The sequence below is a fragment of the uncultured Holdemanella sp. genome, assembly GCF_934772795.1.
Lineage (GTDB): Bacteria > Bacillota_I > Bacilli_A > Erysipelotrichales > Erysipelotrichaceae > Holdemanella.
In genome coordinates this window covers 1-21,811 of sequence record NZ_CAKVMR010000011.1, presented here as the reverse complement: position 1 = coordinate 21,811, position 21,811 = coordinate 1, and the positions used below count along the sequence as shown (strand labels likewise).

Sequence of the window (21,811 nt, the reverse complement as noted above, 5' to 3'; positions counted from 1 at the left end):
TTACTTTTCTAATATCTATTCCTCATTTAAACATAGCAGGCTTCACTTTTCAATGAAACACTAGAAAAAAGTTCTCCGAAGAGAACCTATTTTAATTTAGAAATCATGAAGTTTTCCAAATAATCGATATTTGTTCCTTTTATATAATCCCAAGGAATATTATATCGTATACATGCATTCATGACTTGGTAGTATAATCCATGATTCAAATATTCAAAATAAAAGAAAACATAATCTGCACCTTTGATTTTATTGTCCTTAATAGAATCATCTGTAGAAATATATCGTATTTGAGGAAACTTCTTTTTAAGTTTATTTACTAGATTTATATGTCCCCCAACAAATAAAATCGTCTTATTCATAATTAGCTGATTTAAAGAAACATCTGTATCCTCAACAATGCATTCTTCTTCATTTTCTTGTAGTGAAAATAATAGTTCACGCAATTTGTTTAATTCAGCTTTTTCATTCTGCAAAGAAATAATATGTTCTTTTTGTTTCTCTAATTCTTTGTTGATTTTTGAAATCTCCTGTTTATAGGCTTTCGTATTCTTATACAACTCTTTATTCAATATCTCTTTACTCTTTGATTCAACAATTTGAATTCTATTCTCTAGTTCTTTATTTTCAATACGTAGCGTCTCATTTTTTTCTTTTAAGCTTTCAATCTCACACTTTAAATTCTTTATTTCATTTTCCTTATCATTATATTCAATATGATAAACATGATTTACCATATTTCTTTCTTTATCCACCATTTCATAAATCCAGGCAGCACTGTAAACAATTGCTCTTCTTAAATCAATTGGATATTCATAAAATTGAATCTTTTCATTCGTTATTGAGTTTATATATATCGAAATCTTATCTCTATGTTTTTTAATTAATTCTTCCGTTTCTTTAAATCCAAAGTAAAGAGCATCAAAAATTTTTGCCTGTTCAAACAAAAAGTAACGACTTCCTGGAATATAATCGCCATGATTGTCAATATCCATAGCTTCATCTATACATTCATTGTTTTTGCGTATGATCTCTTGTTTTTCTTCCTTAGACATATCTAGAAAACGCAGTGTATCCATTTCTGTTCTAAGTTCATTATTGTTTATCAGAAATAAATCATTCGTCCAGCAACTAAACACTTGTACAAATCCTGAGAATGGTGCAATAAACTCTTTATCCTTAATATAATCTAATATAAAGACTACCGCAAATTCATGTATATTCGAAAATACATAGGAGTCTGAATACACATCATCTATATACCATTCAATTTGTTTCTTATTAATGCTTGGTAAATCCGAATAATTTATATCTGTATTATCTAATAATAGTTTCTTTACTCGTTTTGAAATGATCGTATCATCTAAATGGTCTACTACAGACATAACAATAGGAATATTATAGTAGGAGTCGGATGTAAATGACTTGGGAAAGAAATCTTGTGTTTGTTGGTGACAAAAAGATAAATAGCTTTCTTGACAAATTTTACTTGTATCTAATATTTCTTTAAAGCCCTGTATAATTTTATCTTCATATTTGTCATCATGATATAATCCATAAGACAAGATATACATAAAATCTAACGCAAATATCGATTCTAAATAATCAACTGGCTGCCCATCTCTTTTGGCTAACCACATAATATCGCTAATCAATAAACATTTAGCGTAATCTCTAAAACTAATTTTCCCATTTTTTCTTCGACTTCTTATTTCATCAATGATTGACGTCATCAAATTATAATAATAATCATAATTTATTTCATCATTGTGAATATCAAAATACTTTTTAAATACTTTTGGAAGCATCACATCATATGATTTTTCATTCTGTTCTTGTTTTAAGCTTTCCGCCAACATTTCAAAAAGTACATCTAATCTATTATCTTCTAAATCATTCATATATGTATCCTCACTAAATGAATCATACATGACTTTTACTAGGAATAAAAGTTTTCCGAAGAAATTTCATTTATTCTTTTAAATATGTCTTTCTACGGTTTTCAAGTAAATTTTGGCATCATATTTTACGGTTTTCAAATATATTTAAGTTCCAAAAATTACAGTTTTCAAAAAAATACCCATAAGCATTTAACTTATGGGTATCTTTCAATTATAATGTTTTTCCTGTCAACATTGTGTAAGCTTGAAGATATTTTTCAATTGTCTTATCCACAATCTCTTGAGGAAGTGTCCAGTCATTACCTGGATTTGCCTTTAGCCAGTCACGCGCAAATTGTTTGTCAAATGATGGTTGTGAATGACCAGCTTCATATCCATCTGCAGGCCAGAAACGAGAACTATCAGGAGTTAACATTTCATCGCCAATAACGATATTACCATTTTCGTCTAAACCAAATTCAAATTTTGTATCCGCAATAATAATTCCTTTGCTTAAAGCATACTCAGCACATTTTTTATATAAAGCGATTGTACAGTCTTTGATCTTAGTCGCATATTCTTCACCATGTCCTGGGAAGTATTTTTCTAAGTGTGCAATACTTTGTTCAAAAGAAATATTTTCATCGTGATCACCAATTTCAGCCTTTGTACTAGGTGTATAAATTGGTTCTGGAAGTTGTTGTGATTCTTGTAATCCTTCTGGAAGTTCAATACCACAAACCTTTCCTGTTTCTTTGTAGCTAGCCCATCCACTACCTGTGATGTAACCACGAACAATACATTCGATTGGAAGCATGTTCAATTTACGACATAACATTGATTTTCCTTCAAATTTTTCTTGTTGGAAATATTCTGGCATATCCTTTGTATCTACACTAATCATATGGTTAGGTAAAATATCACTTGTGTAGTCAAACCAGAATTTTGACATCTGTGTTAAAACAGTTCCTTTTTTTGTAACCTCATTGTTTAGAATTACATCAAAACAACTGATACGATCTGTCGCAACCATAATAAGGTTGTCTTTATTGTCGTAAATCTCACGTACTTTTCCTTCTTTAATTGGTTTTAATTCCTGCATCTCGAATCTCCTTTTCTGCGTACAAGACAAAGATACAACTAAAACAAATTTAACACAATATGAAAATAAGGAAATCCTAAGATTTCCTTACAAATTTTTAACATTCAATGCTCGAATCGCATTTAATACGGCAATAATCATAACTCCAACATCCGCAAAAATCGCAACCCACATATTCGCAATACCAATAGCACCTAAGACTAAACAGATTAGTTTAATGCCAATCGCAAAATAAATATTCTCATATACAATACGAACACACTTCTTCGCAATCTTAATAGCTTTAGAAATCTTCAATGGATCATCATCCATTAATACAATATCGGCTGCTTCAATAGCCGCATCACTTCCTAAAGCCCCCATCGCAATACCAATATCAGCTCTTGAGAGTACAGGAGCATCGTTAATTCCATCTCCGACAAAGGCAAGATTTTCTTTCGATTGTTTTAAAGATAATAACTCTTCTACCTTATTTACCTTATCTTGAGGCAATAGTTCAGAATACACTTTATCAATATTTAATTCAGAAGCCACCTTATCGGCAACACTTTTTACATCCCCAGTCAACATGACTGTTTGTTTGATGCCAGCCTTCTTTAATGCATTAATTGCCCCTTTGGCATGAGGCTTCAACATATCTGAAATCACAATGTGACCTGCATATTTGCCATCAATAGCCATATGTACAATGGTACCTACAGAATGGCATTCTTGATAAGAAATATTATACATCTTCATTAATTTATCATTACCCGCAAGCACTTGGACCCCATCAATTATAGCTTTCACACCATGACCACTGATTTCTTCAATATTTTCAATACGAGATTTATCAATTGTATTTCCATACGCCTTTAACAAACTCTTAGAAATAGGATGCGTAGAATAGCTTTCGGCCATAGCTGCATATTCTAATAATTTCTCTTCTGGAATATTCGCATGATGAATTCCAGCTACCTCAAACACACCTTGTGTCATTGTACCTGTTTTATCAAATACAACATATTTACATGAAGCCAAAGCTTCTAAATAGTTAGAGCCTTTAACTAAGACACCCTGGTTGCTGGCGCCACCAATTCCGGCAAAGAAACTCAAAGGAATACTTATTACCAATGCACATGGACAAGAAATAACTAAGAATGTTAAGGCACGATATAGCCATGTACCAAAATCAGCTGGATTTCCCATAACCAAATTAAATACAGGTGGAAGCAAGAACAAGGCCAAAGCACTGTAACATACGGCTGGCGTATAAATTCTCGCAAAGCGCGAAATAAACGCTTCGGAACGAGACTTCTTACTAGAAGCATTTTCTACTAGATCCAAGATTTTTGATACAGTAGACTCCCCAAATTCTTTTGTCGTCTTAATTTTTAATAAGCCAGTCATATTGATGCAGCCACTAATCACTTCATCATTTTCACTTACTTCTCTAGGCAAACTTTCTCCAGTTAATGCCGCTGTATTTAGAGTAGAACTTCCTTCAACAACAATTCCATCAATAGCTACTTTTTCACCAGGCTTAACCACAATGATCGTACCAATCTCTACTTCATCAGGATCTACTTGTTCTAAATTTCCATCTTCATCTTCAATATTGGCATAATCCGGACGAATATCCATTAATTCCGTAATATTTTTACGACTCTTACCTACCGCATAACTTTGGAACCATTCCCCAATCTGATAGAACAACATAACGGCTGTTGCTTCATCAAAAGATTTCAAGCCAATAGCTCCCACAGTTGCGACTGCCATCAAGAAATTTTCATCAAACACCTGACGATTTTTGATTCCTTTAAAAGCCTTAAGAAGAATATCATACCCAATTTCTAAATAGGCCACTAGAAACAAAGGAATCTCAATATATTCAGGGAGTTTTACAACTTTAATAACAATAAACAAGATACTCGCAATAATAATTCGCTTTAACATCTTCTTCTGTTTCTTATTCATACCTACTTCACCCTTTCCAAAATATTAATTGTTCAATCATTCAACTATAACAATCGAAAAATAGAGATGCTTTCGCATCTTACTTTTCATTAAAAGAAAATTTCGCAATCATCTTCAACTTTTTTGCAGTTCTCTAAAACACGAGCCATAACTTCTTTAGGTTGAACGCCTTCTTCGAATTCAACATTCATCTTTAACATCATGAAGTTAACAACTGCACTCTTTACACCTTCCGTATTATTAGCAGCTACTTCCATTTTGTTTGCACAGTTTGCGCAATCTACATCAATCTTATAACTCTTTTTCATTTTAATGTCCTCCACGTTTGAATAGTTGAACATATATTCAACTTTTTACACTTTCATTATATAGGATTCATATATGATGTCAATAACATTTTTGACAATTGTTCAATCATTCAACTATAATAAAGAAAAAAGGAGAACATATGATTGGTACACATTGTGACTGTAAGCCTAAAAATACAGAATTAGTACAAGAAGTAAAAGAAAACATGCCTGCCTTTGATGAGATTATGAACCTATCTGATTTCTTTAAAGTGATGGGAGATAGTACACGTCTTCAACTCTTATTATCCCTTCAACAAAGTGAAATGTGCGTATCCGATTTAGCCAATGTACTCGATATGACTAAATCTGCCGTATCCCATCAATTAAAGGCTTTACGCCTTTCTAAATTGATAAAATCTAGAAAAGAAGGAAAGACAGTTTACTATTCATTAGATGACGAACATATTGAAACCATTCTAGGCATGGCCTTTGATCATACGAAAGAACATTAAAAGGAAGATTCGACTCTTCCTTTTTTTCATTGCATATTTTTTCCGGTTTGGACCATTTTGTTCAATGAAATCAAATATCCAAAAAGTTATCCATACCACTTCTTTTCTTACAAATTTGAATACCTTATGTAATTCAGACATATGTACCATATGTACACAACATATAAAAATATTGTCATACAAAACAGATAACGTTTACATTGATAAAAACACTTGAAATCTGAAAACTCGAGAACTAAAATACATTCTTATAAAAAAGCGAATTGTGTCTTAATTCATGAATTATTTCCAATCGTTTTTTTGTTGTTTGAAAGGAGGAGCTATGGAAGAGTTCACGAAAGAACTACTCGATCAGTTAAATGTCAATACGGCATTTACTATTGGTCCCTTTGCGATTAGTGAATCGGTTGTCATTACATGGGTTGTTATGGCTATACTTGTCTTACTTTCTGCATGGCTTACACATGGATTAAAAGTTCATGATCCAGGAAAAAAACAAATTGTAGCCGAAAGCATTGTATTGTGGTTAGACAAATTCACAATTTCCATGCTTGGAGAAAACGCCAAAGAATACAGCACATATATTTCAACCATCCTATTATATATAGGACTTGCGAATATTATTGGTATATTCGGTATGAAGCCACCAACTAAAGATATGAATGTCACAATCGCATTAGCACTTATGAGCATTATATTAATTGAAGTCAGTGGAATACGCGCAAAAGGAATGAGGGGTTGGATAAAAAGTTTTACACAACCGGTTGCCGTGGTTACACCAATCAACATTCTTGAAGTGTTTACACGCCCTTTATCTTTATGCATGCGTCTATTTGGTAATGTCATTGGTGCCTTCGTTATTATGGAAATGATCAAGATGATTGTTCCCGTCTTTATACCTACTGTATTTAGCTTGTACTTTGATTTCTTTGATGGATTCATTCAAGCTTATGTATTTGTATTTTTAACATCATTATTTATCGCAGAAGCGACAGAAACAGAATAAATTAGGAGGAAATAAAAATGAGTTTAACAGCAATCGGAGTTGGAATGGCAGCACTTGCCGTTATTGGTGGAGGATTAGGTATTGGTTTTGCGACAAGCAGTGCCGTAAAAGCTATTGCCCAACAACCAGAAGCTGATGGAAAAATTCGTAGTACCTTATTAATTGGTGCCGCACTAGCCGAAGCAACAGCCATCTACGGATTTGTATTAGGTATCTTAATCATCTTAATGGTGAAATAGGTGGGATAATCTATGTTAAGAATTGATTCCAATATTCTTTGGACAATCATCAATCTACTTATTTTATATGCACTGATGAAGCATTTTCTATTTCAGCCAGTACATGACATTCTTGAAAAAAGAAAACAAGAAATAGAATCGGATTTTGCCTTGGCAAATCAACAGAAGCAAGAAGCTCTTGAATCCAAAAACAAAGCTAATCAACAACTTGAAAATATGCAGACAATTTGTGATGGCATGCTAGCGGATGCGAAAGAAAAAGCAAGTCTTGAATACGAACAAATTATTGCGAATGCAACAAAAAAATCCGATGAAATGATTGAACAAGCACGTATCAAAACGATTGAAGCCGCAAATGAAGAAAAGGCAAAAGCTAAATCTGAAATTGCCGATTTAATCAATAAGGCGGCTGATAAAATCACAAACACAAAGAGCGATGAAAAGCTATATGATGATTTTTTAAAGGAAATGAAATAAATGAACAACGAAAATTTAAATGCAAACTTACGCTGTGTAACAAGACCTAGTGCAGCGCAAGAAGAAAAAATAAAGACATTCCTTAAAAATAAATACCAAGCCAAAAACATAACACTAAATATCTCAATTGATCCAAGTGTACGTGGCGGCTTTATTCTAAGTGCAAACAACGATGAATACGATTGGTCTACGCGTTCTCGTCAACAACAGCTTCAAGAACAAATTCAAGCTGCCAGGGATAAAGCCATTCAAATGAAAAAGGATGGAACACTTATGTCCATCTTAAAAGAGGCAATCGAACAATTTGAAGCCACTTCCCAAGAAAATGAAGTTGGCTATGTCGAAACAATTGGAGATGGTATCGCAACCATTTCTGGACTGGATCATGCGATGTATGGAGAAGTTGTTGTATTTGAAAATGGTACAAAAGGAATGGTCCTTGATATCACAACAGAAAACATTGGTGTTATTTTATTTGATACAGAAGGTACTATTGGTCAAGGTACAAAAGTATCTCGAACAAAAAAACAAGCTGGTATGCCAGTAAGTGCAGATTTTTTAGGACGTGTCGTAGACCCACTTGGAAACCCAATTGATGGTCTTGGCCCTATTGAAGCCACTGAAATGCGTCCTGTAGAAGAACCAGCTCCAAGCATTATTGACCGTAAACCTGTCACAACCCCTATGGAAACAGGCATTCTATCCATTGACTCTATGTTTCCAATTGGAAGAGGACAGCGTGAATTGATCATTGGTGATCGTCAAACAGGTAAAACTTCAATCGCATTAGATACTATACTAAATCAAAAAGGAAAAGATTGCATTTGTATTTATGTGTCTATTGCCCAAAAAGCAAGTACTGTTGCCAACCTAGTTAATACATTAAAGAAGAATGATGCGATGGACTATACAGTAATTGTAAACTCTACAGCTGCAGATTCTGCCAGTCTACAATATATCGCCCCTTATTCTGCGACTTCTCTAGCTGAATATTTTATGCATCAAGGCAAGGACGTACTGATTGTCTATGATGATTTAAGCAAGCATGCCGTCGCCTACCGTACAATTTCTTTACTACTAGGAAGATCTCCAGGACGTGAAGCCTATCCAGGCGATGTATTCTATTTACATTCTAGACTACTAGAACGTTCTTCTAGATTAAATTCAGGAGGATCCATTACAGCTCTTCCAATCATCGAAACCCAAGACGGAGATGTAAGTGCATATATTCCAACCAATGTCATTTCAATTACAGATGGTCAAATCTTCTTGGAAAGTGATTTATTCTTTGAAGGGCAAAGACCTGCCGTTAATGTTGGATTGTCTGTTAGCCGTGTTGGTGGAGCCGCTCAAACCAAAGCCATGAAAAAAGCGTCTGGTTCATTACGTATCAACTTAGCACAATACCGTGAAATGAAGGAGTTTACACAATTTGCCTCAGATTTAGACGATGCAACAAAACGACAACTTCAACATGGACAAGTGCTTATGGAGCTTTTGAAGCAACCATTAAACCATCCTATGTCACATGCAGACATGGTTATTGTACTTGTCGTTGCAGATGCAGGAATTCTAGATGATTTGGATTCAAAACAAGTCAAAAAAGAAGAAACAAAATTACTCGATTGGTTTAATGAAAATCATAGTGAAATCAGCCGAGAAATCAACACAACTAAAAAACTGGATGACAATTTAAAGACAAGAATCATTACATTAGCCAAACAATACAGAGGACAAGAATAATGTCACAAATTCGAGAAATTAAAGATCGAATGAATGGTATTCAATCGACTATGAAGATCACAAAAGCCATGTATATGATTTCTTCCACAAAAATGAATACGGCCAAACAAAAGGCAGCGAATACCGATCCTTATTTCTACTCATTAAGGAAGCAAATTTTGACAATTCTTCAAAATCTTCCAGATCACTTTGAACATCCTTATTTAGATAATCGTGAATACATTGATGAAGATCATCAAAATAAGGCTATTATATGTGTTACTGGAGATAAGGGGTTAGCTGGTGCCTACAATTTGAATGTCTTAAAACTAACTGAGCAAATCATTAAGGCACATCCAAATTACAAGCTCTATATGATTGGAGAGGTTGGAAGACAATACTTTTTAAGACGACATATTCCGGTTGAAGAAAGTTTTCTATATACAGCGCAAAATCCAACTTTGAGTCGTGCAAGATCCATTTCGAGTAAGATGCTTGAACTTTATGCTGAAAAAAAGATTGATGAAGTATTAATTATCTATACACGTATGGATCAGCATAATCAATTTACGGTCGATGTTGAGCAGTTACTTCCTTTGTATCGTTTGAATCATGAAGTTGAAGTTGGAGGACAAACCATTCATTCCATTCAGCTAGAACCAAGTCCAGCCGAACTATTAAATATTGTCATCCCTGATTATTTATCCGGATTTATTTATAGTGCCCTTGTTGAATCTTATGCATCCGAAAACTTTGCGCGTATGCAAGCAATGGATTCAGCCAATAAAAATGGTGAAGAATTATTAAATAGTTTATCTTTACAATACAATCGTCAAAGACAAGCAAAAATCACACAAGAAATAACAGAAGTTGCAGCTGGTGCCAAAGCTAGAAGGCAACAACTACAAAAAAAGAAAAGGAGTCAATCTACATGCAAATAGGAAAAATCACACAAGTTATGGGCCCTGTTGTAGACGTACATTTTGATGAAATGCCACTTCCATACATTCAGACCGCTTTGCAGGTTGATAATCACGGCAAAAAAGTTGTAATGGAAGTTATGCAACACATAGGAATCGATACCGTTCGTTGTATCATGTTGTCGCCTAGCGAAGGACTACAAAAAGATATGCCCGTCTTATCTACAGGAATGGGCATTGAAATTCCCGTTGGAACACAAAATTTAGGTCGTTTATTTAATGTTTTAGGAGATACCATTGATGGAAAAGAAGCTATTGATACCGATACATATTGGCCTATTCATAGAAAACCACCAAAATTTGAAGATCAATCTCCTGTTACAGAAGTCCTTGAAACAGGAATTAAAGTTATCGACTTATTAGCTCCCTATGCCAAGGGTGGAAAGATCGGATTATTTGGTGGTGCCGGTGTTGGAAAAACCGTACTAATTCAAGAATTGATTCGAAATATTGCCAGTGAACATGGTGGATATTCCATCTTTACAGGTGTTGGAGAAAGAAGCCGTGAAGGAAACGATTTATATACAGAAATGAGTGAATCTGGTGTAATCAAGAACACAGCCCTAGTTTTTGGACAAATGAACGAAAGTCCCGGAGCCAGAATGCGCGTTGCCGAAACTGGACTAACAATGGCTGAATATTTCCGTGATGTTGAACATAAAGATGTATTATTATTTATCGACAACATCTTCCGTTTTGTGCAAGCCGGATCTGAAGTTTCTTCTTTACTTGGACGTATGCCATCCGCTGTTGGATATCAACCTACACTAGCTAATGAAATGGGACAACTTCAAGAACGAATTTCTTCCACAAAAAATGGATCTGTTACAAGTGTACAAGCTGTATACGTTCCTGCGGATGATTTGACTGACCCTGCTCCCGCAACAACATTTGAACATTTGGATGCGACAACCGTCTTATCACGTAAAGTTGTTGAACAAGGTATTTATCCTGCTGTAGATCCACTTGAATCAAGTTCAAGAATTCTTCAACCCGATATTGTAGGAGAAGAACACTATGAAACAGCTCAACGTGTTTTACAATATCTTCAAAAATACAAAGAACTACAAGATATTATTGCCATTCTAGGAATGGATGAACTAAGCGATGAAGATAAAACCGTTGTAGCTAGAGCCCGTCGTTTACGTAACTTTATGGCTCAACCATTCCATGTAGCTGAGCAATTCACTTCGATTCCAGGAAAGTATGTTCCTCTACAAGACACAATTAAAGGATTTAAGGCAATCTTAGATGGAGAAATGGATGCATATCCTGAAAGTGCATTCTTCAATGTAGGAACTATTGAAGAAGTCAAAGAAAAAGCGAAAGAAGTATAATTATGGAACTTTTTGATCTAAAAATCATGGCCAGTGATCACGTATTTTATAACGGTAAAGCACAAGTATTAACGATACATACGCCCAATGGAAGTAAACAATTTCTTGCGCACCATGCTAAAACTATCTATGCGATTACGCCTGGACTTTTAAAAATCCGAAAAGAAGATCATTCTGAAATTGAAGTTGTTAGTGGATTAGGATCCATGATCTTTTCAAACAACCAAGCTGAAGTCTTAGTCGATACATGTGAAACACAAGAAGAATTAGATGCAAGAAGAGCCAAAGAATCATTAGAACGTGCCAAAGAAAGAATGCGTCAAAAACAATCCATTCGTGAATATTATATGTCACAAGCCAGCATGGCAAGAGCCTTAGCTCGTCTACAATTTAAAGATAAACACATTAATTAATAGTAACTACTAGAAAAAGCTTATACCTTTTATGAAGATATAGGCTTTTTTACTTTATATAAAGATCTTTTACATTTTTTCTGGTCTCAATTTAGTAAAATCATACATTTTTTCCGACCTAAAACTAGTCAAAGTCAACACTTTTTCCAACCTCAACTATAAATTACAGATAATATTTAGATTAAAAATTCAATCAAAAAAAGAGATTTCTAGCTTGAAACCTCTTTTTACATACAACATTTTATTTTCGATTTATGCTTTATTTAAAGGTATAATCATAAATAACTGTCGAATTATTCATTCGCCTTTAAACTTGAAACCATATCAATTGTTTTGATTTTTCTTGCCAACAACTTATTCATCACATACGAAACTAGAACAGTTCCTATGATTGCGTATACATAAGAAATCCATTCTACTACAGCTGGAAAATCATATGTATCATTTAAGGCATTCGTATAAATGTACGACAACATCTGATAACCGAGTGGCAAACCAATAATCATTCCTACCAACATGATCCATGTGTTTTGTTTGATAAAGATTTCCTTGATTTGTTTATCCTTAAAGCCTAGTACTTTTAATGTCGCAAATTGGTATTGTTTTTCAGTAAAAGATAACACACCCAAATTATATAAGATGACACAACCTAATAAAACCGCAAATACAATCAATAAGACCATCATCGATTTCATCGCTTCAAGCATACTTTCTACACCTTCTTGAATCGATTCAATACTACTGATTTTAGAAACACCATCTATTTTTTTTGCCTTTTCATTTGTATAAATAGAATCTGGACGATATGTATATCCTAACTTTTCAAAATATTTCTTTGACATTGTGAATTGCTGCGTTTGTGGATCCCGATTCAATCCTACTACCCTACTTGTATGCCAAGAAGAGTCTCCAGTCAAATGCCATTTAATTGTATCTCCCACTTGAACCTCATACTTCTCTGCTAGTTTTTCTGTTAAATAGATTCCATTTGATTGAACAGACATAACCTTCTCATTATGATCTGTGATATTTAATTTATCTTTTCCATCCAACACTAGCATCGATCTTGTTTCTGTTTTACCTTGGTTTTTAAATTCAATCGCAACACTTTTACTTGTGGCATCTCCATACAAATCCGTTAAATGATTATATTGCTCATCTGTATATTCATTATTTAAAGAAATCTTATACTTATATGTGTTGATTACTTTATATTCCCAATCCATATAAGATTCAATCGTATCCCACAATCCAAAAGAACATACTAATAACATTGTACATCCAATAATTCCAACACATGCTGCAATACTTCTTCCTTTATTTCGAGCTATATCGCGAAGATTCCATCTCGTCGATAATTTACATTTATTAAATTTTACGGACCAATCCAAACTATTCTTCTTTACCCTTGGCACTTCTAGACGCAAAGCCTCACTTGCCGTTTCCTTAAGAATCTTTCTAGAAGAAAGATATGTGACTAAAGAAATCATAAGCACAACCAAAATTGCCGTTAAAATCACAACTGGCAACAAAGCCGTATGTATATTTGGCATTTCAAAATAACTCGCTTCCATATCGATAAAGAATTGCCCAATTGTTAGATATCCAACCACAACACCTAAAACAGCCGCAATCAAGCTGGTCATAAAGCCAAAACCAATATAATGCATATAAATTTTTCGATTCTTAAATCCTAATGCTTTTAAAGTACCAATCTGCACTCTTTGTTGGCGAACAAAACGATTCATTGTGCTCATTACACTTAAAATCGCAATCATCAAGAATAATCCCGTAAATACCGGTGCATAAGTTTGACCTTCTTCTACTTCCGCTTGGTAACCTGCATATGAAAATGAAGTGTCTCGATCTGTTACAGAAATAAAATTAAAATCCTTTTGAATCGCTTTTTTTACTGATGAAACATGACTTTGATTATCTACATCTACATAAGCCTTATTATATGTAACATCCACATGCATTGCATCTTGAAAAGTATCAGCCGACATATATATAAAGCCATAGTTTTGATGTGTAGGAAAAATTTCTGTTGAATCCTTCACAAAATATACATGATCCGGTGTATTCACTAAACCTTTTACTTTTAATTTCAAAGTTTGACCAGAAATATCCAGTTTTAAAGTATCTCCCACATGAATATTTAAATGCTCTGCCAAATAACTATCGAACCACACCCCTTTTTTATTCGATGCATATTTTTCCCCTTTGATAACGTACATTTTAGAAATTGTATTTTCTTCTAAGACATTGGTTTCTAAAGTTACATCTTTATATCCCTTTAATTTCGCATTCAAAACCAATGCACGATTTACATCGCTTATATGATCCATAGACTTTAATGTTTCTAAATCTGAATCTGAAACATTCGTATTTGTGATCCATAAATCCTGTAAATTGTACGATTGATAATACTCCCTAGCACTTTCATCCATACCATCCATATAGCCATGAATACCACTAAATGCCAACAATCCAATAAACACCATTAAAAAGATGGTAAAGAATTGACCCTTATAATGCCAAAGATCCCGAAATAGTTTCTTCCTCAACATTACCAATTCACCTCATCTATATTTTTAGGTTGTGCATTCACAACATTTTCAATGATTTTTCCATTCTTTAAGCGAATCACACGATCTGCCACATCCGCAATCAACGCATTATGCGTTACGATCACAACCGTATTTTCTCTTGTACATTCGCGTAATAACTTTAAAATCTCTACTCCCGTATTCGAATCCAAAGCCCCTGTAGGCTCATCGCAAAGTAACAACTTTGGATTTTTCGCAATCGCACGCGCAATCGATACACGCTGTTGTTCCCCTCCACTTAATTGATTTGGAAACTTATTTTCCTGACCATTTAAACCTACTTTATTCAATATTTCAGTCGAATCCTTTGCGTTTTTAACTACATCACGAATCAAATCGACATTTTCCTTCACTGTAAGCGTCGGCAAGATATTGTAGAACTGAAAGATAAAACCGATATTTTCAGCACGATAATCCGTTAGTTCTTTTTCACTATAATTACTAATATCTAGACCATCCATATATACTCTTCCATCTGTCACATGATCCATACCACCCATGATATTTAAAAGTGTTGATTTACCAGCACCACTCGGACCTAAAATGACAACCATTTCATGTTGATCAATTGAAAAAGAAACATCATTTAGTGCATAAAATGCCTTTTCTCCTACTTCATACTTTTTTGATACCCCATTAAATTCAATACATGTCTTCATAATCGTTCTCCCGTTAGCTACATCTAACTATACAGTTAGTATACTCTAACCCAAGTTGTTCCTCAAGAATAAACTTCGTCAATAGCGATTATAAAGTTGTTTAATCTTTTCTTTCATAGTAAGATAAGGGTACAAAAAGGAACATACAAATATGTAAGTTCTGGGGAATTTTGTAGTAAAAACTACCTACAAACTTTGTGAGAGTTGGCGTAGGTAGTTTTTATTTTGTTTATTGATTCATACAATAAGAAGCTAAATCACATGATTTTCTTCAAAAATATACACATACAACATTGAATTTCTCTAATTCACTTTATATAAAGCATAAATCTAGATTTACTGTCAAAAAAAAGAACAATTCACCGTATCATAGAATACCTGACCCATATTAAAAGTTGCATATTAGGGATATGACTTTAATATCATTGAATCGCAATTCTTGATGACATTATAGGTATCTTGCTATCAAACCTATATCTGTTTCACCATGCTTAATTTCTTATGTTATACTTCTAGTATGTGTACAAGCTTTCGATATACACCTAAAGTAGCCAAAGCCTTTGGTTTAGAAGAAAAAGACATTCATCCAAGTGACAAATGTCTTGTACTAACACGAAGCCAAAAGAAAATGGTGCCATTTGGGTATAAAACCAACAATTTAATTTTGAATGCCAGACAAGAAACACTTTTAGAAAAGCCTTTGTTCAAAAATTCCATGCATTGTATTGTGCCTGCAGGAAGTTTCTATGAATGGGACGTTGGCAAAAATAAAGTGGAATTTTTTTGCGACCATATTCTCTATTTTGCGGGTATTCTTATTGATGAACATCTTGTCATTATTACTACAAATGCGAATACATATGTAAAGCCTGTGCATTCTAGAATGCCGGTGATACTTGAAAAAGAAGATATTGATCCTTGGTTAAAGGATATTTCTAAAACTAAGGAAATCTTGTCGAAGCCAGGCATTGCACTTCAAAGAAAGCAGCTACAAGAACCACTTTTCTAAAGGAGATAGTATGAATATTACACAGTTTCAACAATCTAGATTTGGACTTTTCATTCATTGGGGAATCTATGCCATTTGTGCACGAGGCGAATGGGTAAGAAGCAATGAAGAAATGAAAGAAGAGGATTATATTCCTTTTGCGAATGAATTTGATCCTGATTTATTTGATCCGCATCAATGGGCTAAACTTGCCAAATCAGCCGGCATGAAATATGCCGTAATGACTGCCAAGCACCATGATGGATATTGTATGTTTGATACACAAACTACGAATTGGAAGGCAAATAGAGATTATGTAAGAGAATTTCTAGACGCCTTTCGAGAAGAAGGATTAAAGGTAGGGCTTTACTATTCCCTACTTGATTGGCATCATCCAGACTATCCTCACTACAAAGATAGACATCATCCTGAAAGAAATAATAAAGAATATGATAAACCAATTTGTTTTTCAAACTATTTGAATTATATGCATACTCAAATCAAAGAATTACTTACAAACTATGGAAAGTTGGATATCATGTGGTTTGACTTTTCTTATGACAACATGACAAAAGATGTTTGGAACGCCAACAAAATCGTAGCGATGGCACGAACTTACCAACCAGATATGATCATCGACAATCGTCTAGAAGGAGATGGTGTACATCCAGGAACTATTATGGATGCACATCCTAGTTTTACAGCTGGTGATTTCACTTCGCCTGAACAAATGATTCCACCACAAGGTTTACCTGTTCCTTGGGAAGCTTGTATCACCATGAATGAACATTGGGGATATTGTGCAAAGGATACCAACTATAAATCGGCTAAACTAATCATCCGTACTCTAGTTGAATGTGTATCCAAGGGTGGAAATATGATTTTAAATGTGGGACCAAATGCCAGAGGTCAGTTTCCTAAAGAATCTATCAATGTATTGAATGAAATTAGTGAATGGATGAAACTGAATCAAGATTCTATTTATGGCTGTACAAAATGTGATCTTGAAAAACCAGAATGGGGAAGATATACACAAAACGGAAATAAAATATATGCGCATATTTTAGATGAGAGCATTTTTGATATACCTGTTAAAATCAAAAAAGAAAAAATCCAAAGCATAAGAAGATTGTCTGATCATTCAGAAATCAAAATTCAAACGCCTTGGAATGCAGAAAGTTTTCCAGACTATACATTTATCAATATTGATTCCAATTCACACCAGTGTCCAGATCCAATTGACACAGTGGTTGAAATCACATTAAGAGACTAGCTCAAGTTTTTGCTGGTCTCTTTTACTATATATATTGGTCTTTGTTTACTTTCCATATAGTCTTTTGTCGTATATTGCCCCAATATGGCCACAAACAACATTTGAAGGCCACTCAAAAATAGAATCAAACAGACTAAATGAAACATCGATGTTACATGCATCAACAAGCCAAACAAAGCCATTAGAATAGATGAAAGCATAATAACGGATCCAATATTACCAATCCATACAATTGGCGCTGTAGAAAAGGAAAACATTCCTTCCATGGCATATGCGAATAGTTTAGAAAAATTCCATTTAGAATTGCCTGCTGCTCGTTGTACATTATGAAATTCAATCCATTTTGTATCAAATCCCACAAATGAAAACAATCCTTTCATATAGCGATTATATTCTTTAAGTTCCAAAATCGCATCCACCATTTGTCTTGACATCATACGAAAATCACCACAACCATCACTCATATCCATTTTGCACATTTTCTGCATTACCTTATAGAAAGCATGCGATAAAAAGTTACGAATTTTGCCTTCACCTTGTCGATCCACTCTTTTTCCTGCACAACAATCATAGCCCTCTTCACTAACAGCTTTATACATTTCTTTTAACAGTACAGGAGGATGCTGCAAATCGGCATCCATGATCACAACATAATCACCACTTGATTTTTTTAATCCTGCAAACATAGCTGCCTCTTTACCAAAGTTTCTTGAAAAAGAAATAAATTCACAACGATCGTCCTTTAAACTCAATGCTCTTAATATATCTTTTGTGTGATCCTTTGATCCATCATCCACAAACAACAATTCATAGGTAATGCCTTCTATTTCATTTAATACTTCACTTGTCTTTTTATAAAACATAGAAAGAACTTCTTCTTCATTAAAACAAGGAACGACAACACTAATTTTGTTCATACAACAATTTCTCCTTCTTTGAAAATATATGTGATTTACACAAAAAATAATTTGCGAAAACAGTAATAATACTGACTAAAATCTTGGATAATAAATTTGAAATATGTAAGCCATCAATGCAGGCAGCGAGCAATACATTTTCCACAATCAGCGTCATAAATCGAAGTCCAAAGAACTCGATACACTCTTTTTTCACATCGTTACTTGAATGAAATACAACTTTACGATTTGAAAAATACGCAAAAATAACAGCTACTAACCAAGCTAAACTATTACTGATTAGCCAACTGATTCCTATTTTTAAACAAATAAAATACACAATGTAATTCACAAGAGTTGTCATAACTCCCACGATTCCATAGCTTATAAATTCTTTGACTTTTTCCATATCCAGAATCCTCCTATCATAATTGAAAGCATACTTATACATAGTCCTATATTTTTAAATGGCGCATGAAATTGAATTGTAATTATATGGCTTCCCTTTTTGATTTTGCATCCCACAAAAGCCTTATTCACAATTTCAACATTCTGCTTCTTTCCATCGATATAAATTTCATATCCCTTTTCATAAGGATAGGATGTTACTAAATAGCCATCTTTAGATGTTGTCACTTTCCCTTTAAATATAGAATCTGTTTTCAAAGATTTAATCTTTGTTACTTTACGATCAAACGCATCCATATCACATGTATACACACGAATATTGGATATCTTATATTTTCCTTTAGATAAAATAACATCAAATTGTTTTAATTCTTTTTTAGAAAGTATATACGTAAAATGTTTATTTCCATTTGGATACACAGAATATTTTTTTGACAATGTATTCTTCATTCCATTTATAGAAATCGAAACTTTTTTATTCGTATAATTCTTTACATCAAAATCAATACATACCATTTTCTGGGTTGCATCAAAATCAATAGGTATTGTCTTCTTTGTTTTCTTTTTATTATGAATCAAAATCGATTGATCTAAATTCTTTACAAGTTTCATCTTTGAGACATAATCATCACTTGTTTCACCATTCACAATCGTACGATTATAGACAGTATCTAAGTTATATGGATAAAAGAGTTTATCAAACTTAGATTCACTCAACGTATCATTTGTCACATAGACCATAGGAAATACATTTTTATTCTTTAATAATTTATAATTCCCCTTTATGTCTACTTCTTTATATCCATATAAATTAGAGTCTTTACTGAGTACATTTTGAACAGACATCATACTCAAATATAAATAATTCTCACTATCTGTTATGATTGTTCGATTGGATTGTGGAATCGGACTCTTTATAATGTCATACACAAACGTGTTATATAAAGAATTACTTGTTGATGTATAACTTGACGCTTTCACTTCTTTTAGATCATATATGTGATTGACACTATAACCTACCTGATCTAAATCAGCTGTTCTTTGATTCAAATCGTTTCTTTGAATTAGTGTTTGTTTATCCTTGGAATACATTGAATTATAGAGTTTTAAATCTAAGCACTGATTGTAGTTTAATCCTGTAAAAACAATCATAGGTACAAGGGCATACATCATTAAACATTCTTTTTTATCCATAAAGTAATAGCCAATAAACACAAGAGCAACTAATAAACCTAGAAACATGGTTTTTGTGCAAAGAAATAAACCAGCTAAAACAAGTAAACCTTTATTCAATTTCCTTTCCTGTAGCCAATGAGCAAGAATCATAAGCACGAGCGGTAAGCATAGCACCAATATTTTTGTGCGTGCATATAAAGTTCCGTTCAATATATAAGAAAAGATTGGAAAAATAAACATTAAAATCAACAGAATCGATAGCTTCTTTGTCTTTTCAAATTGGATGCCTTGAAATAGAGCCATCCAACTAATCACAGTCAATCCACATCCATAGCTATCATAGACAAGTCCTTTTAAAGTTAAGTTTGGAACAAACAAATTAAATAGGTTGGTTTGTACAACAGATTTATGATTATTTATAATCAAATATCCAGTTGGTAGCCATAGTACAGCACCGAATCCCACGCCTAAAACAATTGGAACAATCATATTTTTTATTGTCTTATGTTGGTCATAATCATATAAAAGAAGAATCAATATCATGCCTGGTGTATAGAAATAGTTATGGAAAAGGGCCATACATATGCATAGACTGATCCATTGCCTTTTATTTTTATCAATTAGAATGAGTGAAAGAAATAAAAAAGGAATAATTTCTACAAACATAATTTGTTGGTGAGACTGAAAGAAGCAATTGGCACATATACAACAAATGCTAGAAAAGAAACATATTGTGTCTTTATATCCTTTATTTCTTAGCCAGTAATAACAAAGTCCTCCTGTAGATGACCATAGTAGTGTTGCATAACTTATAATAAAGAAACTTGTTGGAACATTCGGGAATAGACATGATATCAACACGTCTGGCCTTAATAATCCATAATAGGAAAAGCTAAAGGCATTGGTTTGTCCTTGAAGATTTTCAAAACTGTCTGGAAGTAATTGTTTTGTCTGTCTAAAATAATCTGCCAAAGATACGTGTTGGGATAACCAGTCTAACTTCGATCCATACATGGAATATGTGGATACACAAAGTACAAATAGGATGGGTAATAATAATAGTATTGTAATATAAAACTTATCTCTTTTTTTCATGGTTTTACTATACAAAATAAATCTTAAGTATCGACAAAAGGAAATATTAAACTTTCCTAAATATATTAAGAAGATTTAAGAAATGTATAAGAAGAGTGTTAAGAATTGTTTGATAGAATTTTTTTGGTGATGAAAATGAAGAAGTTATTATTATGCATCCTAAGTTTGATGCTTTGTCTAAATATATCCATCATTCATGCCGAAGAGCCTGAATCTTTAATGATTGTTGCCCATCCGGATGATGAGACGATTTGGGGTGGTTCGCATTTAATGAATGGGAATTATACCGTTTTATGTATTACCAATGGAAACAATAAAAAAAGAAAAAAAGAGTTTATGAACGTCATGGAAAAGACACATTCCAAAGGAATCATTTTATCGTTTCCAGATAAGACGAAGGGGAAGCGTGATAACTGGAAGTCTTGTAAAAAGGATATTCAAAGAGAAATCAAAAAAGAAATCGATTCTAAGGATTGGAACAAAATTGTTACGCATAATCCAGATGGAGAATATGGGCATATTCACCATAAAAAGGTATCTAAGTATGTTACTATGATTTTAGAAAAAGAAGACAAGACTGATCAGCTTATGTATTTTGGTAAGTATACTTCAAGGAAAAACAAGGCGGATCTAAAGAATGAAAAGAGTTTATCAAAGAAAGATTATGATGAGAAATTAGAAATCATTCAATCGTATTCTTCTCAATCGAAAGTGATGGATCATTTACATCATATGTTGCCTTATGAAAATTGGAAACACTATTCTGATTGGGGTAAAATAGAATAAATGAAAG

Annotated in this window: 20 protein-coding genes; 11 read left to right on the top strand and 9 right to left on the bottom strand. The window is 33.4% G+C overall.

What is annotated here, in order from left to right; translation table 11 throughout:
• Nucleotides 1–86: 86 nt before the first annotated feature.
• The 4 genes from Q0F04_RS03605 to Q0F04_RS03590 all read right to left on the bottom strand — a co-directional run bounded on the left by Q0F04_RS03605 (nucleotide 87) and on the right by Q0F04_RS03590 (nucleotide 5,246).
• Nucleotides 87–1,901 (bottom strand): hypothetical protein, encoded by a 1,815-nt coding sequence (locus tag Q0F04_RS03605; RefSeq protein ID WP_295750265.1) that lies wholly within the window; start codon nucleotides 1,899–1,901, stop codon nucleotides 87–89.
• 211 nt (nucleotides 1,902–2,112) lie between these two features.
• The gene (locus Q0F04_RS03600) at nucleotides 2,113–2,982 is read right to left on the bottom strand and encodes a phosphoribosylaminoimidazolesuccinocarboxamide synthase (protein ID WP_295750262.1); all 870 of its coding nucleotides are present in this window, start codon (nucleotides 2,980–2,982) and stop codon (nucleotides 2,113–2,115) included.
• Between the two features lie 87 nt (nucleotides 2,983–3,069).
• Complete coding sequence (locus Q0F04_RS03595) at nucleotides 3,070–4,938, bottom strand: heavy metal translocating P-type ATPase (RefSeq protein ID WP_295750260.1); 1,869 nt, start codon at nucleotides 4,936–4,938, stop codon at nucleotides 3,070–3,072.
• 89 nt (nucleotides 4,939–5,027) lie between these two features.
• Entirely contained in the window at nucleotides 5,028–5,246 is a 219-nt protein-coding gene (locus tag Q0F04_RS03590; protein ID WP_117571041.1) for a heavy metal-associated domain-containing protein, read from the bottom strand.
• Nucleotides 5,247–5,386: 140 nt separating this feature from the next.
• On the opposite strand from Q0F04_RS03590, the gene Q0F04_RS03585 reads away from it, so the two are divergent.
• The 8 genes from Q0F04_RS03585 to Q0F04_RS03550 all read left to right on the top strand — a co-directional run bounded on the left by Q0F04_RS03585 (nucleotide 5,387) and on the right by Q0F04_RS03550 (nucleotide 11,914).
• Nucleotides 5,387–5,740, top strand: coding sequence for a metalloregulator ArsR/SmtB family transcription factor (locus Q0F04_RS03585; protein WP_040466407.1), 354 nt, complete (start codon nucleotides 5,387–5,389; stop codon nucleotides 5,738–5,740).
• Between the two features lie 322 nt (nucleotides 5,741–6,062).
• Nucleotides 6,063–6,746: a F0F1 ATP synthase subunit A gene (locus tag Q0F04_RS03580; protein ID WP_295750257.1), complete on the top strand. Its 684-nt coding sequence runs from the start codon at nucleotides 6,063–6,065 to the stop codon at nucleotides 6,744–6,746.
• 17 nt (nucleotides 6,747–6,763) lie between these two features.
• Nucleotides 6,764–6,985 carry an ATP synthase F0 subunit C gene (gene atpE, locus Q0F04_RS03575; protein WP_288518525.1) on the top strand — a complete coding sequence of 74 codons (222 nt, stop codon included), beginning with the start codon at nucleotides 6,764–6,766 and terminating at the stop codon, nucleotides 6,983–6,985.
• A 12-nt stretch (nucleotides 6,986–6,997) separates the two neighbouring features.
• A complete protein-coding gene (locus tag Q0F04_RS03570) occupies nucleotides 6,998–7,462 on the top strand; it encodes an ATP synthase F0 subunit B (RefSeq protein WP_295750252.1) in 465 nt (154 codons plus the stop codon).
• The gene (gene atpA, locus Q0F04_RS03565) at nucleotides 7,463–9,205 is read left to right on the top strand and encodes a F0F1 ATP synthase subunit alpha (RefSeq protein ID WP_295750250.1); all 1,743 of its coding nucleotides are present in this window, start codon (nucleotides 7,463–7,465) and stop codon (nucleotides 9,203–9,205) included.
• Entirely contained in the window at nucleotides 9,205–10,125 is a 921-nt protein-coding gene (gene atpG, locus Q0F04_RS03560) for an ATP synthase F1 subunit gamma (RefSeq protein ID WP_117571035.1), read from the top strand. Before atpA ends, atpG begins: the two co-directional genes overlap by 1 nt.
• Nucleotides 10,116–11,501: a F0F1 ATP synthase subunit beta gene (atpD, locus tag Q0F04_RS03555; RefSeq protein WP_295750247.1), complete on the top strand. Its 1,386-nt coding sequence runs from the start codon at nucleotides 10,116–10,118 to the stop codon at nucleotides 11,499–11,501. Before atpG ends, atpD begins: the two co-directional genes overlap by 10 nt.
• A 2-nt stretch (nucleotides 11,502–11,503) precedes the next feature.
• Nucleotides 11,504–11,914: a F0F1 ATP synthase subunit epsilon gene (locus Q0F04_RS03550; protein ID WP_295750246.1), complete on the top strand. Its 411-nt coding sequence runs from the start codon at nucleotides 11,504–11,506 to the stop codon at nucleotides 11,912–11,914.
• Nucleotides 11,915–12,207: 293 nt separating this feature from the next.
• Here the strand turns inward: Q0F04_RS03550 and Q0F04_RS03545 are convergent, their stop codons facing one another.
• Complete coding sequence (locus tag Q0F04_RS03545) at nucleotides 12,208–14,484, bottom strand: ABC transporter permease (protein WP_295750242.1); 2,277 nt, start codon at nucleotides 14,482–14,484, stop codon at nucleotides 12,208–12,210.
• Complete coding sequence (locus Q0F04_RS03540; protein ID WP_295750239.1) at nucleotides 14,484–15,182, bottom strand: ABC transporter ATP-binding protein; 699 nt, start codon at nucleotides 15,180–15,182, stop codon at nucleotides 14,484–14,486. The genes Q0F04_RS03545 and Q0F04_RS03540 overlap by 1 nt, the downstream gene beginning before the upstream one ends.
• A gap of 517 nt (nucleotides 15,183–15,699) precedes the next feature.
• On the opposite strand from Q0F04_RS03540, the gene Q0F04_RS03535 reads away from it, so the two are divergent.
• The gene (locus tag Q0F04_RS03535) at nucleotides 15,700–16,191 is read left to right on the top strand and encodes an SOS response-associated peptidase family protein (RefSeq protein ID WP_295750236.1); all 492 of its coding nucleotides are present in this window, start codon (nucleotides 15,700–15,702) and stop codon (nucleotides 16,189–16,191) included.
• A 10-nt stretch (nucleotides 16,192–16,201) separates the two neighbouring features.
• On the top strand, nucleotides 16,202–17,443 hold the full coding sequence (locus tag Q0F04_RS03530) for an alpha-L-fucosidase (RefSeq protein WP_295750233.1): 1,242 nt from the start codon (nucleotides 16,202–16,204) through the stop codon (nucleotides 17,441–17,443).
• On the opposite strand, the gene Q0F04_RS03525 is transcribed toward Q0F04_RS03530, so the two are convergent.
• Genes Q0F04_RS03525 through Q0F04_RS03515 form a run of 3 tightly spaced genes read right to left on the bottom strand, consistent with a single transcriptional unit; the run spans nucleotide 17,440 to nucleotide 21,018 of the window.
• Nucleotides 17,440–18,360: a glycosyltransferase family 2 protein gene (locus Q0F04_RS03525; protein WP_295750231.1), complete on the bottom strand. Its 921-nt coding sequence runs from the start codon at nucleotides 18,358–18,360 to the stop codon at nucleotides 17,440–17,442. The two genes, Q0F04_RS03530 and Q0F04_RS03525, sit on opposite strands and share 4 nt — an antisense overlap.
• Nucleotides 18,347–18,748: a GtrA family protein gene (locus tag Q0F04_RS03520; protein ID WP_295750228.1), complete on the bottom strand. Its 402-nt coding sequence runs from the start codon at nucleotides 18,746–18,748 to the stop codon at nucleotides 18,347–18,349. Before Q0F04_RS03520 ends, Q0F04_RS03525 begins: the two co-directional genes overlap by 14 nt.
• Nucleotides 18,724–21,018 (bottom strand): YfhO family protein, encoded by a 2,295-nt coding sequence (locus tag Q0F04_RS03515; RefSeq protein WP_295750225.1) that lies wholly within the window; start codon nucleotides 21,016–21,018, stop codon nucleotides 18,724–18,726. The genes Q0F04_RS03520 and Q0F04_RS03515 overlap by 25 nt, the downstream gene beginning before the upstream one ends.
• Before the next feature lie 135 nt (nucleotides 21,019–21,153).
• Between Q0F04_RS03515 and Q0F04_RS03510 the strand changes: the two genes are divergently transcribed.
• Nucleotides 21,154–21,804, top strand: coding sequence for a PIG-L family deacetylase (locus tag Q0F04_RS03510; protein ID WP_295750222.1), 651 nt, complete (start codon nucleotides 21,154–21,156; stop codon nucleotides 21,802–21,804).
• Nucleotides 21,805–21,811: the final 7 nt, after the last annotated feature.

Excerpts from the sequence above, each read along its gene's own strand:
- Q0F04_RS03605 (WP_295750265.1), bottom strand. The coding sequence starts at position 1,901 with ATGAATGATTTAGAAGATAATAGATTAGATGTACTTTTTGAAATGTTG.
- Q0F04_RS03535 (WP_295750236.1), top strand. The coding sequence starts at position 15,700 with ATGTGTACAAGCTTTCGATATACACCTAAAGTAGCCAAAGCCTTTGGT.
- Q0F04_RS03550 (WP_295750246.1), top strand. The coding sequence starts at position 11,504 with ATGGAACTTTTTGATCTAAAAATCATGGCCAGTGATCACGTATTTTAT.
- atpG (WP_117571035.1), top strand. The coding sequence starts at position 9,205 with ATGTCACAAATTCGAGAAATTAAAGATCGAATGAATGGTATTCAATCG.
- Q0F04_RS03595 (WP_295750260.1), bottom strand. The coding sequence starts at position 4,938 with ATGAATAAGAAACAGAAGAAGATGTTAAAGCGAATTATTATTGCGAGT.
- Q0F04_RS03540 (WP_295750239.1), bottom strand. The coding sequence starts at position 15,182 with ATGAAGACATGTATTGAATTTAATGGGGTATCAAAAAAGTATGAAGTA.
- Q0F04_RS03520 (WP_295750228.1), bottom strand. The coding sequence starts at position 18,748 with ATGGAAAAAGTCAAAGAATTTATAAGCTATGGAATCGTGGGAGTTATG.
- Q0F04_RS03510 (WP_295750222.1), top strand. The coding sequence starts at position 21,154 with ATGAAGAAGTTATTATTATGCATCCTAAGTTTGATGCTTTGTCTAAAT.
- atpE (WP_288518525.1), top strand. The coding sequence starts at position 6,764 with ATGAGTTTAACAGCAATCGGAGTTGGAATGGCAGCACTTGCCGTTATT.
- Q0F04_RS03585 (WP_040466407.1), top strand. The coding sequence starts at position 5,387 with ATGATTGGTACACATTGTGACTGTAAGCCTAAAAATACAGAATTAGTA.
- atpA (WP_295750250.1), top strand. The coding sequence starts at position 7,463 with ATGAACAACGAAAATTTAAATGCAAACTTACGCTGTGTAACAAGACCT.
- Q0F04_RS03545 (WP_295750242.1), bottom strand. The coding sequence starts at position 14,484 with ATGTTGAGGAAGAAACTATTTCGGGATCTTTGGCATTATAAGGGTCAA.
- Q0F04_RS03590 (WP_117571041.1), bottom strand. The coding sequence starts at position 5,246 with ATGAAAAAGAGTTATAAGATTGATGTAGATTGCGCAAACTGTGCAAAC.
- Q0F04_RS03580 (WP_295750257.1), top strand. The coding sequence starts at position 6,063 with ATGGAAGAGTTCACGAAAGAACTACTCGATCAGTTAAATGTCAATACG.
- atpD (WP_295750247.1), top strand. The coding sequence starts at position 10,116 with ATGCAAATAGGAAAAATCACACAAGTTATGGGCCCTGTTGTAGACGTA.
- Q0F04_RS03515 (WP_295750225.1), bottom strand. The coding sequence starts at position 21,018 with ATGAAAAAAAGAGATAAGTTTTATATTACAATACTATTATTATTACCC.
- Q0F04_RS03570 (WP_295750252.1), top strand. The coding sequence starts at position 6,998 with ATGTTAAGAATTGATTCCAATATTCTTTGGACAATCATCAATCTACTT.
- Q0F04_RS03525 (WP_295750231.1), bottom strand. The coding sequence starts at position 18,360 with ATGAACAAAATTAGTGTTGTCGTTCCTTGTTTTAATGAAGAAGAAGTT.
- Q0F04_RS03530 (WP_295750233.1), top strand. The coding sequence starts at position 16,202 with ATGAATATTACACAGTTTCAACAATCTAGATTTGGACTTTTCATTCAT.
- Q0F04_RS03600 (WP_295750262.1), bottom strand. The coding sequence starts at position 2,982 with ATGCAGGAATTAAAACCAATTAAAGAAGGAAAAGTACGTGAGATTTAC.